The sequence below is a fragment of the Kocuria tytonicola genome, from assembly GCF_003687175.1.
Classification (GTDB): Bacteria; Actinomycetota; Actinomycetes; order Actinomycetales; family Micrococcaceae; genus Kocuria; species Kocuria tytonicola.
Genome location: NZ_RDEX01000002.1, coordinates 42,859 through 59,610 on the forward strand (window position 1 = coordinate 42,859; position 16,752 = coordinate 59,610).

Annotated in this window: 10 protein-coding genes and 1 tRNA gene; 6 read left to right on the forward strand and 5 right to left on the reverse strand. The window is 70.4% G+C overall.

Going from position 1 to position 16,752, the window contains the following annotated elements:
* Nucleotides 1-19 precede the first annotated feature (19 nt).
* Nucleotides 20-92 (forward strand) — tRNA-Arg (locus EAE32_RS08485).
* Between the two features lie 62 nt (nt 93-154).
* On the opposite strand, the gene EAE32_RS08490 is transcribed toward EAE32_RS08485, so the two are convergent.
* The gene (locus EAE32_RS08490) at nt 155-856 is read right to left on the reverse strand and encodes a hypothetical protein (RefSeq protein WP_121864868.1); all 702 of its coding nucleotides are present in this window, start codon (nt 854-856) and stop codon (nt 155-157) included.
* Between the two features lie 107 nt (nt 857-963).
* On the opposite strand from EAE32_RS08490, the gene EAE32_RS08495 reads away from it, so the two are divergent.
* Together EAE32_RS08495 and pcrA are read left to right on the forward strand one after the other, a co-directional pair.
* A complete protein-coding gene (locus tag EAE32_RS08495; protein ID WP_240625022.1) occupies nt 964-1,695 on the forward strand; it encodes an NHL repeat-containing protein in 732 nt (243 codons plus the stop codon).
* A gap of 51 nt (nt 1,696-1,746) precedes the next feature.
* Nucleotides 1,747-4,203, forward strand: coding sequence for a DNA helicase PcrA (gene pcrA, locus EAE32_RS08500; RefSeq protein WP_121864869.1), 2,457 nt, complete (start codon nt 1,747-1,749; stop codon nt 4,201-4,203).
* Between the two features lie 22 nt (nt 4,204-4,225).
* Here pcrA and EAE32_RS08505 read toward each other — a convergent pair whose 3' ends face one another.
* A complete protein-coding gene (locus tag EAE32_RS08505; RefSeq protein WP_121864870.1) occupies nt 4,226-4,987 on the reverse strand; it encodes a hypothetical protein in 762 nt (253 codons plus the stop codon).
* Nucleotides 4,988-5,212: 225 nt separating this feature from the next.
* Between EAE32_RS08505 and sucC the strand changes: the two genes are divergently transcribed.
* Both sucC and sucD read left to right on the forward strand, forming a co-directional pair.
* Nucleotides 5,213-6,382, forward strand: coding sequence for an ADP-forming succinate--CoA ligase subunit beta (gene sucC / locus EAE32_RS08510; protein ID WP_121864871.1), 1,170 nt, complete (start codon nt 5,213-5,215; stop codon nt 6,380-6,382).
* 32 nt (nt 6,383-6,414) lie between these two features.
* Complete coding sequence (sucD, locus tag EAE32_RS08515) at nt 6,415-7,332, forward strand: succinate--CoA ligase subunit alpha (protein ID WP_121845404.1); 918 nt, start codon at nt 6,415-6,417, stop codon at nt 7,330-7,332.
* 115 nt (nt 7,333-7,447) lie between these two features.
* Here the strand turns inward: sucD and purU are convergent, their stop codons facing one another.
* The 3 genes from purU to EAE32_RS08530 all read right to left on the reverse strand — a co-directional run bounded on the left by purU (nt 7,448) and on the right by EAE32_RS08530 (nt 13,225).
* A complete protein-coding gene (gene purU / locus EAE32_RS08520; RefSeq protein WP_121864872.1) occupies nt 7,448-8,320 on the reverse strand; it encodes a formyltetrahydrofolate deformylase in 873 nt (290 codons plus the stop codon).
* Between the two features lie 627 nt (nt 8,321-8,947).
* Nucleotides 8,948-10,105, reverse strand: coding sequence for a VIT1/CCC1 transporter family protein (locus EAE32_RS08525; RefSeq protein WP_121864873.1), 1,158 nt, complete (start codon nt 10,103-10,105; stop codon nt 8,948-8,950).
* A gap of 129 nt (nt 10,106-10,234) precedes the next feature.
* Complete coding sequence (locus EAE32_RS08530; protein ID WP_121845407.1) at nt 10,235-13,225, reverse strand: DEAD/DEAH box helicase; 2,991 nt, start codon at nt 13,223-13,225, stop codon at nt 10,235-10,237.
* Between the two features lie 278 nt (nt 13,226-13,503).
* On the opposite strand from EAE32_RS08530, the gene EAE32_RS08535 reads away from it, so the two are divergent.
* On the forward strand, nt 13,504-16,623 hold the full coding sequence (locus EAE32_RS08535; protein WP_121864874.1) for a hypothetical protein: 3,120 nt from the start codon (nt 13,504-13,506) through the stop codon (nt 16,621-16,623).
* Nucleotides 16,624-16,752 lie beyond the last annotated feature (129 nt).

A 16,752-nucleotide genomic window follows, 5' to 3' on the forward strand; every position in this document is an offset into this window, starting at 1 on the left:
GATACAGTAGGGCACTGTTGCCCTCGTAGCTCAGGGGATAGAGCACGGCTCTCCTAAAGCCGGTGTCGTTGGTTCGAATCCAATCGAGGGCACGAGCAGAGCCCCGCCCGGTCGGCGGGGCTCTCGTCGTGCGGCGGCCGGGCCGTGCGCCGGCTCAGTCCCGCGGGCGCTGCCCGGGCAGCCTGCCCCGCGCGAAGTCGTCGACCTTGCGGCGGACCACGGACACGGACACGAGCACCGCGATCAGGAGCAGTCCGGCGAGCAGCAGCCAGCGCGCCACCACGAGGCCCGAGGCAAGTGCTGCCGCGCCCTGGTCGGCCGGGTGGGCCACGGCGGCGTCGAGCGCGGCGTTGCCCGCCAGGAACACCACCGCGTGGGCGAGGACCACCACCCAGTACACCCACCTCCGGGCCCGCTGCGGGGTGTTGAGGCCGGTGAAGAGCAACCAGCCCAGGCCCGTGAGCAGCGGGGTGAACAGTCCCGTGGTGGCGTGGACGCCGGAGTACTCGGTGCGGCCGTCCGGCCCGAGCGCGCCCGCCACCTGCGCCACGTGCTCGGGGGCGAACCCGCCCACGAGCAGCTCGGGGGCTGTGACCCCGTGGGCCAGGTTCCCCGTGACGCCCTGCAGGACGAGCAGGTGGTAGTAGAGCCACAGTGCCACGCCCACGAAGAACGCCGCCCCCACCAGGATCCCGGCGGAGGAGTTCTTGGTGGGCTCCGCCGCGAGTTCACCGGCGCGCATCTCGTGCACGCTCGGGGGACGGGCCGTGGCCCCGCGGGTGCCCGTGGACCCGGTGGGCGCTGAACCCGCGGCCACCCCGTACTTCCTGGCCTTCTGCGCTCTGGTCATTCCCATGGCTCCATTATCGCCCGGGGCGTAGTGTGACTCTGGAAGGGTGCCCACGATCGACGACGGCGTGGGGGGACAGGTGCCCCGGGGCACCGCGAAAGGTGGTGAGGGTCGTGGAACTCTCCATCGGCCTGCCGGACGGACTGCTCATGAGTGCCGGCGACGGCACGGAACTGACCCTGTACGAGGCGGACCACACCACCGTGCGGCGCCGCATCGACTGCTCGGTCCTGGACGGCGCCCGGATCTCCGACATCGTGTGGTCCCACAAGCTCTCCGCCGTGGTGGCCGCGGTCCCGCAGCGGCACCAGCTGTTCCGCTGGGACGCCCACACCGACTCCCTGCAGGAGTGGGGCGGCACGGGAGAGCCCGGACGCCGGGACGGCAAGGTGGCCCAGGCGAAGTTCGCGGCCACGGTCTCGATCACCGAGGCGGGGGACGGCACCCTGTGGTTCGTGGACCGGGACACGTCCTCGCTGCGCTGCCTCGTGGTCGACACGGACCGGCCCGACGGCGATCCCCACGTGGTCACGGTCGTGGGGCGGCACGGGGCCGGGTACCTGGACGGGCCGGCCGCGGACGCCAAGTTCGACCACCCCGAGGACCTCCAGATCCTCTACGACGGCTCCGTGGTGGTGGCGGACACCGGCAACCACGCCCTGCGGCACGTGGACCGCACGGACCGGGAGGTCACCACCATCTACGGCGGGCCCGAGCAGCGGGCGGACGAGCTCGGGGACGAGGACGTGGTGCTGGACGCGCCCACCCGCGTGACGGTCGCGGACTCGCACCTGTGGGTCGTGGACCGCAACGGCCGCCACCTGGTGGAACCGCGCTACGTGTGAGTCCGCGCGGGCACTCTGCGCGTCCGGGCCCCTGGATACACTGGGCGCACCATGGACTACCTCTCTGACAACCCTCTGCTCTCCGCGTCCTCGGTGCGCGCCTCAGCCGACGCCGCCGGAGCCGCCTGCGACGACGTCGCCTCCCCGGCCGAGCTCGTGGCGGGACTCAACGAGCCGCAGCGCGCGGCGGTGGAGCACTCCGGATCACCGCTGCTGATCGTGGCCGGAGCGGGGTCCGGGAAGACGCGGGTGCTCACCCACCGGATCGCACACCTGCTGGCCACCGGTCGCGCCCGCCGCGGGGAGATCCTGGCCATCACCTTCACCAACAAGGCCGCCGCGGAGATGCGGGAGCGGATCGTGGAGCTGGTGGGGGACTCCGCGCGGTCCATGTGGATCTCCACGTTCCACTCGCTGTGCGTGCGGATCCTGCGGCGCGAGGCCGCCACCCTGGGGCTGTCCACGAACTTCTCCATCTACGACTCCGCGGACTCGCTGCGACTCATCACGCAGGTGGCCAAGCAGCACGAGCTGGATCCCAAGCGCTGTGCTCCCAAAGCCATCCAGCACAAGATCTCCGCGCTCAAGAACGAGCTCGTGGACGACGAGACCTACCTGGCGCGGGCCAGCTCCACCGATCCCTTCGAGTCGGCCGTGGCGCAGGTCTACCGGGGGTACACGCAGCGGCTGCGCGCGGCCAACGCGATGGACTTCGACGACCTCATCGGCGAGACCGTCCACATGTTCCGCGCGTTCCCCCAGGTGCTGGAGTACTACCGTCGCCGCTTCCGCCACGTGCTGGTGGACGAGTACCAGGACACCAACCACGCCCAGTACGCCCTGGTGCGGGAACTCGTGGGCGGGGACTCCCCGCAGGGGACGGATCCGTCGGGTCTGCCGCCCGCGGAGCTGACCGTGGTGGGGGACTCGGACCAGTCCATCTACGCGTTCCGCGGCGCGGACATCCGCAACATCACCGACTTCGAGCGCGACTACCCCTCGGCGCGCACCATCCTGCTGGAGCAGAACTACCGCTCCACACAGAACATCCTGACCGCCGCGAACGCCGTGATCTCGCAGAACGCGGACCGCCGGGACAAGAAGCTGTGGACCGCGGAGGGGGACGGTGCTCCGATCGTGGGCTACGCCGCGGAGAACGAGCACGAGGAGGCCCGGTTCATCGCGGAGGAGATCGACCGGCTGCAGGACGAGCACGGCGTCCGCCCGGGGGACGTGGCGGTGTTCTACCGCACCAACGCCCAGTCGCGCTCCCTCGAGGAGATCCTCATGCGCGTGGGCCTGCCGTACAAGGTGGTGGGTGGAACCCGGTTCTACGAGCGCAAGGAGATCAAGGACGCCATGTCCTACCTGCGCGCGATCGCGAACCCCGCGGACGACATCACGGTGCGCCGCATCATCAACGAGCCCAAGCGGGGGATCGGGGACCGGGCCCAGGGCTCGATCGCGGCGCTCGCCGAACGGGAGGGCATCTCCTTCTCGGACGCCATGCACCGACTGGACGAGGCACCCGCACTGGCCACCCGCTCCGCGAACGCCGTCCGGGCGTTCACGCAGCTCATGGACGACCTCCGGGAGCTGTCGGAGGGTTCCTCCGTGTCGTCCGTTCTCGAGGCGGTCCTCGAGCAGTCCGGCTACCTTGAGGCCCTGCGCACCTCCACCGACCCGCAGGACGAGTCCCGTGTGGAGAACCTCGCGGAGCTCGTGGCCGTGGTCCGCGAGTTCGAGAAGGACCACCCGGACGCCGGCCTGGGGGAGTTCCTGGAGCACGTGGCATTGGTGGCGGACGCGGACCAGATCCCCTCGCAGCCGGAACCGTCCGGCGAGGGGGGTGCGAGCGCCCAGCAGATCGCCGACGAGGTGGCGCAGGCGCGCTCCCACGGGGTGGTCACACTCATGACCCTGCACACGGCCAAGGGGCTCGAGTTCCCCGTGGTGTTCCTCACCGGCATGGAGCACGGGATCTTCCCCCATCAGCGCAGCTTCGCGGACCCGTCGAGCATGGAGGAGGAGCGGCGGCTCGCCTACGTGGGGATCACCCGTGCCCGGCAGCGGCTCTACATCACCCGGGCGGAGTCCCGGTCCATGTGGGGACAGTCCCAGTTCAACCCGGCCAGCCCCTTCCTGGACGAGATCCCCGCCCACCTCATCGACTGGAAGCGCGAGGGTGCGCCCGCCGCGGGCGGCTGGGGTTCTCCCGTTCACTCCGGGTTCGAGTCCCGGGATCCGCTGCGGGGCTCCTCGTGGGGTGCCGCCGCCGGCTCGGGGGCCACGTTCCGCAGGCTGTCCCCGGCCACCACCGGGCGGGTGCAGCCCCACAAGGAGATCCCCTCGCTGAGCGTGGGGGACGCCGTGGAGCACAAGGCCTTCGGGCGCGGCTCCGTGCTCGCCGTGGAGGGCAGCGGCGACAAGACCGTGGCGAAGGTGCGGTTCGGCGCGGAGGAGAAGCGGCTGCTGCTGCGCTACGCACCCATGAGCAAGGTGGACTGAGCTGCGGCACCCGCCGCCGGGATCAGAGGAGGGCGAGCACGAGCACGGTGAACAGCGCGGTCACGCGCAGGGACTCGCCGGAGCGCACATGGATCAGACCGATCAGCACGTGGACCACCACGGTGGTCAGTGCGATCACGGGTCCGCGGGAGAGCAGGGCCACCGCCCCCATCGCCACGCCCGCCACGAGTCCGCCCCACGGCACCGCGTGCGATCCCCGGAACGTGGCCACACCTCGCACGGCGCGGTGTGCGTAGGCCAGGAAGCCTGCGACGACCACGCAGCGACCCACGTGGTAGACCACCCACGCGCACACCGCGAGCCACGCGGACCCGCCGTAGCTGGCGTACAGCTCGCGGTAGCGGTCCGCGGACACCAGTCCCCACGGCACACCCACGAGGGCGGGCAGCGTGATCGCCACGACCACGGCGGCGAAGCACAGCAGCACCGAGCGCCAGGCGCGGTGGACGAGAGCGGCGTCGTCGGGGGTGTTCCCCGCAGCGCGTGGGTCCGGATCGGCGGGCAGGGGGTCGAGCCCGCGGCGGCGGCTCCAGGCCACGAGCCCGCGCGCCACGAGCAGCCACGCGAGCCCCAGCCCCACCCACACCAGGCACTGCCAGCCCAGCGGGTAGAGCGCGGGGGCGGAGCCCGTGTAGGTGAGCACGGTCCCGTCCACCACGAGCTCCAGGCCCAGGGCCACGAACGAGAACGTGGCGAGCGAGGCCATGAACCCCGGGTCCGCCTCGCGGGCGCCCCAGGTCTCCGGCAGTCCGATGCGTTGCATGGGGCCAGTCAACCAGGGCCGGGCCGCGGGGGAGAACCGGGACGTGTGCCCGCGGGCGGAGCCCGTGCGCCCGCACGCAGTACGGCGAATCCGGGTCCCATGGACTAAAATCGCCGTGAGGGCACTGTGAGCGCAGCGCTGCGCCACATCCCCCCACACCAGGTCGATCCAGCCGGGGGTTCCCGGCGCGGGACGACACACCTCGACGCAGAAGGACACTTATCCGTGGACCTGTTTGAGTACCAGGCACGCGACCTGTTCGAGAAGCACGGTGTCCCCGTGCTGGCCGGCATCGTCGCCACTACCCCAGAAGAAGCCAAGGCAGCAGCCGAGAAGATCGGCGGCGTGACCGTCGTCAAGGCCCAGGTCAAGGTGGGCGGTCGCGGCAAGGCCGGCGGCGTCAAGGTCGCGAAGACGCCCGAGGAAGCCTACGAGTACGCCCAGCAGATCCTCGGGATGGACATCAAGGGCTACACCGTCCACCGCGTCATGATCGCGCAGGGCGCGGACATCGCCGAGGAGTACTACTTCTCGGTGCTGCTGGACCGCGCCAACCGCTCCTACCTGGCCATGTGCTCGGTGGAGGGCGGCATGGAGATCGAGCAGCTCGCCGTGGAGCGCCCCGAAGCCCTGGCCCGCGTGGACGTGAACCCGGCGGAGGGCATCACCGAGGCCAAGGCCCGCGAGATCGTGGAGCAGGCCCGGTTCGATGCCGAGACCGCAGCCAAGGTCGTCCCCGTGCTCGTCAAGCTCGGTGAGGTATACGCCAACGAGGACGCCACCCTGGTGGAGGTCAACCCGCTGGTGAAGACCGGCGACGGCGAGATCCTCGCCCTGGACGGCAAGGTCTCCCTGGACGACAACGCCGAGTTCCGCCACCCCGAGCACGCCGAGCTCGCGGACAGGACCACGGCCGATCCCCTGGAGGAGAAGGCCAAGGAGAACGACCTCAACTACGTCAAGCTGGATGGCGAGGTCGGGATCATCGGCAACGGTGCCGGTCTCGTGATGTCCACCCTGGACGTCGTGGCCTACGCCGGCGAGAAGCACGGCGACGTGAAGCCCGCCAACTTCCTGGACATCGGTGGTGGCGCCTCGGCCGAGGTCATGGCGGCCGGGCTGGACGTCATCCTGGGCGATCCCCAGGTCAAGTCCGTGTTCGTGAACGTCTTCGGCGGCATCACGGCGTGCGACGCCGTGGCCAACGGCATCGTCAAGGCGCTCGAGATCCTCGGCGACTCCGCCACCAAGCCCATCGTGGTGCGGCTGGACGGCAACAACGTGGACGAGGGTCGCGCGATCCTCCGCGAGGCCAACCACCCGCTGATCACCACCGCGGACACCATGGACGCCGGCGCCGACAAGGCCGCCGAGCTCGCCCACTCCGCCAAGTAATCGCCCACGAACAGAGCTACCAGGAAGAAGACATGTCGATCTTTTTGAACAAGGACTCCAAGGTCATCGTTCAGGGCATCACCGGCGGCGAGGGCACCAAGCACACCGCACGCATGCTCGCGGCCGGCACCCAGGTGGTGGGCGGCGTCAACGCCCGCAAGGCCGGGACCACGGTGAGCCACAAGGACCAGGACGGCAACGCCGTCGAGCTGCCCGTGTTCGGCGGCGTGGCCGAGGCCATGAAGGAGACCGGCGCGAACGCGTCGATCGTCTTCGTGCCGCCGGCCTTCTGCAAGGACGCCGTGATCGAGGCCATCGACGCCGAGATCCCGCTGGTGGTCGTGATCACCGAGGGCATCCCCGTGCAGGACTCCGCCGAGTTCTGGGCCCACTCCCAGGCGAACACCGGTGCGGACGGCAAGCCCAAGACCCGCATCATCGGTCCCAACTGCCCGGGAATCATCTCCCCCGAGGAGTCGTTGCTGGGCATCACACCCGCGAACATCACGGGCAAGGGCAAGCTGGGCCTGGTCTCCAAGTCCGGCACGCTGACCTACCAGATGATGTACGAGCTGCGTGACCTGGGCTTCACCACGGCCATCGGCATCGGCGGAGACCCCGTCATCGGCACCACCCACATCGACGCCCTCGAGGCGTTCGAGGCGGATCCCGAGACCGAGGCCATCGTGATGATCGGTGAGATCGGCGGCGACGCCGAGGAGCGCGCCGCGGAGTTCATCAAGGCCAACGTCACCAAGCCCGTGGTGGGCTACGTGGCCGGGTTCACCGCTCCCGAGGGCAAGACCATGGGCCACGCCGGCGCCATCGTCTCCGGCTCCTCCGGAACGGCCCAGGCCAAGAAGGAGGCCCTCGAGGCCGCCGGGGTGAAGGTCGGCAAGACCCCCTCGGAGACCGCGCAGCTCATGCGGGACATCTTCTCCGGCAAGTAACGGGTTCCCGGTCCGCCGGGAGCGCCACAACGACGACGCCGCTGCCCCACCTCGGTGGGGCAGCGGCGTCGTCGTTCCGTGCCCGGTCGCTGCGCGCGTGCCCGGGGTGCGTGCCTCAGGCCAGCACGATGGTGCGGCTGCCGGAGATCACCACGCGGCCCTCGGCGTGCCACTTCACGGCCCGTGACAGCGCCTGGGTCTCGGCGTCCGCGCCCACGGCCACGAGATCCGCGGGGGTGTGGGCGTGATCCACGGGGATCACGCTCTGGGCGATGATCGGGCCCTCGTCCAGGTCTGCGGTCACGTAGTGGGCGGTGGCACCCACCATCTTCACACCGCGCTCGTAGGCCTGGTGGTAGGGCTTCGCGCCCTTGAACGAGGGCAGGAATGAGTGGTGGATGTTGATGCACCGACCGGCGAGCTCGCGGGTGAGCTCATCGGAGAGGATCTGCATGTAGCGGGCCAGGACCACGAGCTCGGTGTCGTACGCGGCCACGAGCTCCTGCAGCTGCGCCTCTGCCTCCCTCTTGGTGTCCTTGCTGACGGGCACGTGGTGGAACGGGATGCCGTAGAAGTCCACGAGCGGGCGCAGGTCCGTGTGGTTGGACACCACGGCCACGATCTCCACGGGCAGCGATCCCACGTGGGCCCGGTGCAGCAGGTCCGCCAGGCAATGGGAGATCTTGGAGACCATCACGAGCACGCGGGTCTTCCTGCGGGCGTCCACGAGCCGGAACCGCATGCCGTGCTTCTCGGCAACGGGTCGGAAGCCCGCCACGAGGGACTCCGTGGTCACGGTTCCCGGCTCGCTCATGGTGTGGCACCGGATGAAGAACTCGTTGTCGTGGCGGTCCGAGAAGTGCTTCACATCGAAGATGTCGCAGCCCTGGCCGGTGAGGTTGGAGGCCACCGCGCTCACGAGACCGTAGGCCTCGGGGCAGTGGGCGGTGAGGACGTGCTCGTCGGGCGTGGGCTGGTGGGCCGACATGTGGGGGTGCTCCTGGGGTGACGGGACGGATCGACGGCCCGCGTCATGCAGAATCGTGGAGTTGCCGCGGGCCACGGGTCATTTTATCGTCCCGGAGACCGTGGTGCGTTATCGACCGGTGGCCGCGAGAGCGGACGGTAGGAGCCCGTCCGGCGCGGGGAGAGGTGCGCCTCTGTGAGAGAACCAGCGGCCACCGGCAGGCGATAACGCCTCAACGGGATCAAGCCGTGGGCTGAGCGGCTACCGACACACAGCACCGGCTGCAGTGCACCCCCCAGTGCAGGAGCAGCGGTTTTCCTGTGCGAAGTCTCCCGTTGCGGTGGTTCGGAGAACCACGCTCCCAGAATATCGGAATTTCTCGGCTGACTTGGAGCGGGTGGAATCTTGTTCGGGCGGTAATCGCCCGCCGGCCCACCGGGCATTCGGCGCCACGAATGAGATTTATCCCACAAACCCCATCTGACTAGGGGGAACGTTGGGGTGGAGCAGATTCCTCACCGTTCACTCCTGTGAATTCTGAGAAATGTACTAGATAGCCCATGTTGTTGTGGGCACTAGAGGGGACAAACTGAAGTTCCCCAACTCGGGACGGCCGGGTCCTCCGAGAGCACCCGGTCCGGCGCCGGCTCAGGCGACCCCGGTGTTGAAGGCCAGCCCCAGCAGGTACGTGGCGATCGCCGCCCCGTAGCCGATCCCCAGCTGCCGCAGACCGCGCATGAGGGGGGATGCGCCGGACAGCAGTCCCACGAAGCCGCCGGTGACCAGCAGCGCAGCACCCACCAGCGCCATCGCGACCACGAGCGCCGCGCCGCCGCCGAGACCGAACAGGTACGGGAGGATGGGGATCACGGCACCGGAGGCGAAGAAGCAGAAGCTCGACGCCGCGGCGCCGAGGTCCGTGCCGAGCGCCTGGTGGCCGTCGGTGGAGGAGGGTGCCTCGGCGTCGTCGTCCAGGGCGGCCAGCGCCTTCTCGTCCCGGTAGGACAGGGAGGGGTCGCAGTCGCAGTCGAAGTGGCCGAGCCGCTCGGCCGCGCGGTGCTCGGCGGCTTCCTCGCTCATGCCGCGGGCACGGTAGATGAGGGTCAGCTCGTTCGCGTCGAGGTCCAGTGAGGGGGCCACCTGCAGGGTCACCTGGGTGGGCCGGGAGGCGTCCAGCAGCTCGCGCTGGGAGCGCACGGACACGAACTCGCCTGCGCCCATGGACAGGGCTCCCGCGAGCAGCCCCGCAATGCCGGAGAACAGCACCATGGAGCTGGCCGTGCCGGTGGCGCCCACGCCCATCACGAGCGCGAGGTTGGAGACGAGGCCGTCGTTGGCGCCGAAGACCGCCGCGCGGAAGTTGCCCGAGAGCCGGGTTCGGCCGTCCGTGGCCAGCGCGCGGATGATCTCCTCGTGCACGGCCTCGTCCGCCGCCATGGCGTCGGTGGCGTCCGGGTCCTCGCGGTAGGGCGAGCGGGACTCGGCGCGCTGCAGCAGGGCCAGCACGAACACCGAGCTCACGTGCTTGGCCAGGAACATGAGGATCCTGGCCTGCAGCGCCGGGCGGACCGTGCGCCGCGCGTGGGGGCCCAGCAGGCGGCGCCAGTGCTCGGCGTGGCGGCCCTCGCCCTCGGCCACGCTGTGCAGGATCTCGGCGTGGCGCCCGGTGCTGTTGCGGGCCAGGTGCTCGTAGGTGGCGGCCTCGGCCAGCTCGTCCGCGAGGTAGTGGCGCCAGCGGCGGATCTGGGCGGGGGTCGGTTCGGGGTTCTCGGGCATGACGGAGGACGCGGTGCGGGGTGCGGGCATGGCTCGCGATCTTACGCACGCGCCGTCGCCGGTGAATTCGGGACGCCGAAAGCTCGGGCGCAGGCCGGTCCGAACGCGGTGAGACCCGCGGTGACGGCGAGGACCCCGGGGATGGGAACGGGGTGAGCCTCAGACCGCCAGCAGGGAGCGGATGTCCTCGGCGTCCAGGCTCGCGGAGAACACGCGGTCGTCGTCGAGCACCGCGGTGAAGAGGTCCGCCTTGCGGGTCTTCAGCTCCATGACCTTCTCCTCGATCGTGTGCTCGGCGACCATGCGGTAGACCATGACCTTCTGGGTCTGCCCGATCCGGTGCGTGCGGTCCACGGCCTGGTTCTCCGCGGCAGGGTTCCACCAGGGGTCCAGCAGGAAGCAGTAGTCCGCCTCCGTGAGGTTGATGCCGAAGCCGCCCGCCTTGAGGCTCACGAGGAACACGGGGGCCTGCCCGCTGCGAAACTTCTCGAGGGCGCCCGCGCGGTCCCTGGTGCTTCCGTCCAGGTAGCTGTACGCGATCCCGGCCTCGTCCAGACGGCGGGCCACGAGCTTGAGGAAGCTCGTGAACTGGCTGAACACGAGCGGGCGGTGGCCCTCCTGGATCAGCTGGGGCAGCTGGTCGAAGAGGACGTCCAGCTTGGAGGAGGACGCCGTGGACCCGGGGTCCACCAGGGCGGGGTCCAGGGCCAGCATCCGCAGCGTGGTGAGGGACTGGAAGATGGTGAAGCGGTTCTTGTCGAAGTCCCGCAGCAGCCCCAGGATCTTGGCGCGCTCGCGCTGCAGCCGGCGGTCGTAGGCGCTGCGGTGCTCCGGGTTGAGACCCACGGGCAGCACGTGCTCGAGCTTGGGCGGCAGCTGCAGGTCCACGTCCGCCTTGGTGCGCCGCAGCATGAACGGCTTCATCCGGGCGCGCAGCCGTGCCAGCGCGTCCGAGTCCATGGCGCGCTCGATGGGGCGCTGGTAGTGCTCGGTGAAGCGCTTCCGGGACGGGAACAGGCCGGGGGCGGTGAGGGAGAGCAGGGACCACAGCTCCGAGAGGCTGTTCTCCATGGGGGTGCCCGTGATGGCCAGGGAGGTGCGGGCACGCAGGTTCTTCACGGCGCGGTACGCCTTGGTGCGGGGGTTCTTCACGAACTGCGCCTCGTCCATGACCACGCCGGCCCACTCCACGGACTGGTAGGCCTCCGCATCAAGGCGCAGCAGGGCGTAGGAGGTCAGCACCACGTGGGAGGAGCGTGCGGCGCCCGCCGCGGAGTCCTTGGTGGAGTCCAGCACCGTCACGTCCAGGGAGGGTGCGAAGCGGCGCAGCTCGGCGGACCAGTTGGCCACCACGGAGGTGGGGGCGATCACCAGGTAGGGCGGAAGCTGCGGGTCCCGTGCCGTGGCCCGCAGCATCGCGGCAATGGTCTGCACGGTCTTGCCCAGGCCCATGTCGTCCGCGAGCACCCCGCCGAGCTCGTGCTCCCACAGGAAGGTGAGCCATCGGTAGCCCTCGTACTGGTACGGGCGCAGCGTGGCCTGCAGCTCGGCGGGCACGGGTGGGGAGGGGACCTCCTCCAGGTGCGCGAGGGCCCGGACACCCTCCCGCCAGCGCTCGGCCTGCTGGGTGTCGGTGGCCAGCTCCTCGAACTGCTCCCAGAGGCTCGTCTGGTACCGGTTCAGCGCGAGCGGGGCGTGCCTGTCCTCCTGCAGCGTCCGCGCCTCCGCGATCAGGGTGCGCAGCCGCACGAACTCGGGGCGGTCCAGGGAGAAGTAGGAGCCGTCCCGCAGCAGCATCACGTCCTGGCCGCGGTCCAGGGCCTGGAAGATCTCGGAGAACGGGACGTAGTGCTCCCCGACCTTCACGGTCACCCCCAGGCCGAACCAGTCGTGGTGCTCGGTGGGGGCCGTGGACACCGTGATCTCGGTGGGGTCCGCGACCTCCCGGTAGGCGGGGGAACCGCCCGTCTCCTCGATGCGCAGATCCGGGATCCGTCGCAGCTGCGGCAACCACGTGCGCAGCAGCACGAGCGCGTCCTCCGCGGCGTAGGAGCTGCGCTTGAAGTCCAGCTCCGGAACCCGGCGCTGGACGGCCTGGACCATGGAGGACTCCCACCGGGACTCCCTCGCCACGGGTTCGTCCCCCAGCGGGTCCAGCGGACGGAACGGCAGGCGCACCCGCTCCCGGCCCTTCTGGTACTCCCACTCCCACTCCACGCGCTCGGTGAGGTCGTCGTGGTGCACGGTCAGCACGAACTCCGGGTCCGCGACCTGCGGCAGGACCAGGGAGTCCTCTTCTGCCGTCACGTGCATGCTCTGGTGCAGCCGCGGGAAGTAGGTCTCGAAGAACTCCTCCACGCCGTCCCGGGGTACGGTGAGGGACTCCGCCCGGTCCAGGAACGAGCGCTGCTGCTGGTTCAGACGGGTTCCCAGCACCACGAGGTGCAGCGGGAACCTGTTGAGGTCCTCCGCGGACTCCAGCGCCTCCGGGGTGGCCTCGGGGTGGAAGAGCCCGTGCCCGGGCTGACCGATGATCCGGGCCCAGCGCAGGGGGATCTCCTCCTCGCCCACGATCAGCTGGGGACGCAGGCAGAGCGCCCCGTGCTCCCCGGCCTCCACACGGACCTCGAAGCGTCCGTCCCGGTCCAGGACCACGGGGGCCCCGGTGCCGCGGGAGACCAGGGGAATCCCCAGTGTCGCCGCACGGGAGAGAATAGGCCACAGCAGCGGGGAGGTGTAGCGCTCCACGTGCAGCTGGTGCCGGTCGGCGGCGTAGCTGCCGCGGTGCGACTCGGACAGGGCCCGAAGCTCCTCGAACCAGTCGAGCTGCTCCGGGTCCAGCGCACCGCTGCGGGCGTGGGTGGCGAGGTTGCCCCAGTCGATCCCGGTGTGGACCCAGCCACGCCGCCCACGCAGCACCGGGCGCGCGGTGAGCGTCAGCGGGGTCTCCTCGGGTGATGTCCGCCACGCCCTGGGGGAGCGGTTCTGCACCCGGGCGAGGTCCATCTCGAGTGCCACGGCCGGTCCGGAATCGGGGTCCGCCACCACCCGCTCGGCACCGGAGCCCGGCACGATCCGGGAGAGTTCGCTGCGCCAGTCCGGGCCCTCGCCCGGCACGCGGGCGTCCGGGAACTGCGCAGCACCATCCATGGCGTCTACCGTACCGTTCGGCCCGGACACGGGCAGGCGCTGCCGGCAAAGGCCCGGCGCAGCGGCGGCGTCGGACACGCTGCCCCCAGGAGCGGCACTGTCGGTCCCGGCGCCGGAGGAGAACCCGGTGGCGGCGGACGCGTCGTCGTCGGCGGGCAGGCCCGGCGCGCACGGGCTCGTCCGGCACACGGGGGCCGTGGGACGGGCACGCCGCGGGAACTTATACTCGGGAGGGACTGAGACGACCAAGAGCGCCCCTCGGCGCAGACGGAGGATTTGTGGCTGACGCTGCCGGTTTCCACACAGGAGACCACGCGATTGCATCCGGACCCCAGGAAGTCGAGTACCTGCGTTGGAACGACGCCGTGGCGCGGGCCTTCTTCGGGCCCCGCGTGGCGGGGGAACTGGTCCACCTGGACCTGGACGAGAGGATGCTCGAGCAGATCGGCTCGGAGTTCGGCCTGGACGGTCCGTCCACCCTGCGGGCGCTCGCGGACTCGGTGACCCCGCTGCTCGTGACGGACGGCTCCCGCCGCTCGCTCTTCGACGCGTTCAACAAGCTCACCGAGGTCTGGTACCGGATGTCCCGGCGCCAGCTGGAGGACCTCACGAAGATCGGTCCCCCGCCCATCGTCGCGCTGCTCGCACTGCTGTCCCTGGCCGGACGCCACATGTCCGCGCTCGCGGCGCGCACCGGCAAGAAGTCCGTCTCCACCTTCTACCTCCCGCTGGCCGTGCTGCTGCAGGCCGGGCAGGAGAACGTCAAGGCGCTCGAGAGCGCCGTGCGCAAGGACACCGAGACCTACTGGGACGCGCTGCGCTACTGGCTCGAGGCCTTCGACGGCCAGCTGGGCCTGCCCTCGGCCTACGCCGTGAACCACCGGCCCGTGGGCCTGGCGCTCTCCCAGACCCTGTTCGGCCCCTCCGAGCTGCGGCAGCTGCACCAGATGTTCGAGGACCTCGAGCTGACCACCGCGCAGGGGATGAACGCGCAGGAGCTGGGAATCTACATCGACTTCTGGCTGGACATCGCGGACACGGACGTCGCCAAGTCCATGCGCAGCATCTGGTCCAACCCGCTCACCCGTGACCCCGCCCTGCAGGTGGCGCTCGCGCAGCTGGCGGCGTGGGAGTCCGCCCCGGACGACGACGCCGCGGGCGCCCCCCGCGGCTCCCGGCACCTGGGCCCCCGCAGCCCCGGGCTGTGCCTCACGGACGGCACGGACTTCGTGGGCAACCCCGTGTACGAGCTGGGTTTCGTGGTGCCCAAGCGACTGGTCCCGGGCCGTGAGGTGGACCTGGCCACCACGGCCGGTCCGCGCACCATGTTCCTGAACTACATCGGGGACGCCTACCTGGGGATCTCCGCGTACAGCGCGCGCATGACCAACGACACCCTGCTCTCCGGCCAGCTCACGGTCACCGCGGGGGAGCTCACACTCACCCGCAACCCGCGGCCCGTGGTGGTGTTCGCGAAGGACGCCTACTCGGACACCTTCCTCTCCGTGGACCACGTGCCCACCGCGTGGCCGTGCCGGATCATGGTGCGGGACGAGCCGGAGTGGGTGGAGCAGGTCCGGGCCATCCTGGACGACTCCGCCTCCCCGGACTACCGCGAGGTGGGCCCCGGCGAGAACGGCGTGGCCGAGGGCTGGGTGCTCTTCGACGACGTCCAGGTGCTGCGTGCGGGGGATCCCGCCCTGACCGTGAACGACAACTTCTCCGCTCTCGTACCCCGGCTCGTGCCCACCCTGACCCTGTCCGGGGGGCTGCGGATCCCCGGGGACGTGGAGCGCTTCTCCGCGCTGCGCTCGCCGCAGCTGACCGTGACCTCGGACAGCGACGATCCCCTGTCCGTGGAGTGCGAGTGGCGCAACCCGCACTCGTTCAAGCTCATGAGCACCAAGCTCACCCCGCCGCGGGTGCCACCGTTCCAGGTGAGCCTGGGCCGCACCGAGCTGGCGCTGGCGGACGGGCATCTCAAGCCCAACGACTACACGCTGGTGCTGCGCGCGGGACGCACGGTCAAGCAGCGACTCGAGTTCCGGGTGCGGGACGCGTCGTACTACATCACCCAGCGCTCCCTCGGCTACGAGGGCGAGATGGTGCACGTGGCGGAGGAGAGCCTCTGGCCCGTCACCGCCGTCACGCGGGACGAGCTCCCCGAGCAGTACGTCCAGGGCTCGTTCGACAACATGGACCCGCACGAGGGTGAGTTGCCGGACGTGGAGGTCCCCGAGGTCGCGGGCTGGGAGTCCGCCGAGGGCCAGATGTTCCCCGAGCGCAGCAACGAGCTGCCCGAGGCCCCGGACGTCTCCTGCATGGTCACGGGCAAGCACAAGGTGGTCCTGCCGCCCATGGACCCCAAGGCCAAAGCGCCGTGGGTGTTCGGCCGGTGCAAGTTCTGCGGCCTCACCAAGCGCTATCCCGGTCGCCTCACCAAGCTCTCCGCGGTGGGCCAGACCGGCTCGGTGGAAGCCCTGCAGTTCATCGGCCCGGACGAGGGGGAGTACCCCGGCTCCTGGGCACCGTTCAAGGACATGCTCACGTTCCTGGGCGGGGGCAAGCGCTCCACCCTCTCGATCGTGGCCCGGCAGCTGGAGGACTCCGAGCGCTTCGAGGAGTGGTTCGTGGGCCACCTGCAGGCCCTCGGTTTCCTGGAGGTCATCCGGGACGAGAACTGGACCGTGCGCCGCTGGCAGGTGTGCTCTCCCGCGCTCACCCAGCTGGTGGACGGCTCCGTGCTGCTCACGGGCGGGTGGAAGGCCGAGCAGGAGGACGCGGTCACCCGCGCCACCGCGGCACAGGGCGGGGAGGCCGTGGTGCTCTCGCCCGAGGACCACGCGACCACCATGCTGCAGGACGTGGACCTCGACGCCCTGAGCAGGTCCCTGCCCGAGGGCATGTGCGACGTGGTCTACGACGCCGGGCCCGAGATGCTGGACACCCTCCCGCCGCTGTCCTCCGTGGTGGCGGGTCTGCCCCTGCGCGAGATGCAGTACAACGGGGTGGCCGAGCGCTTCGTGCCGGCGGACGCCACCTGGGAGGCCACCGAGGACCGCAACCAGCCAGGGCTGTACCGGATCAACCACCACCACAAGACGCGCTACGCGTACCGCACGGAGGAGGACGTGGTCTCGGGGCACTGCCGTCCCGTGTCCTCCGGTCTGGGCAAGCACCTGGTGGCCCGGGACACCGGCACCCCGCTGGTGAGCTACGATCCCGAGCTGCGGCTGCTGTCCGTGCCGATCGGTGCGGCCCTGCCGGGCCTGTACGCGCGGGCCGCGGTGCTGTGCTCGGGGCTGCTGCCCACGCTCGTGGACGAGGACTTCTCCCTCAACTACGGGGACGTGTCCGAGGAGTTCGCCGCGGCCCTCGTGGCCAAGCTCCTGGGCTGAGAGGACGGCGGCGGGGCCGGCGTTGCGACCCCGCCGCCGCCCTCCCTACAGTGGGAGGGCCGCCAAGGACTACCGAGTGGTAATACGACGTCTCGACCCCGGGTCGCCCTCGTCCGGCCCAGCGAAGCG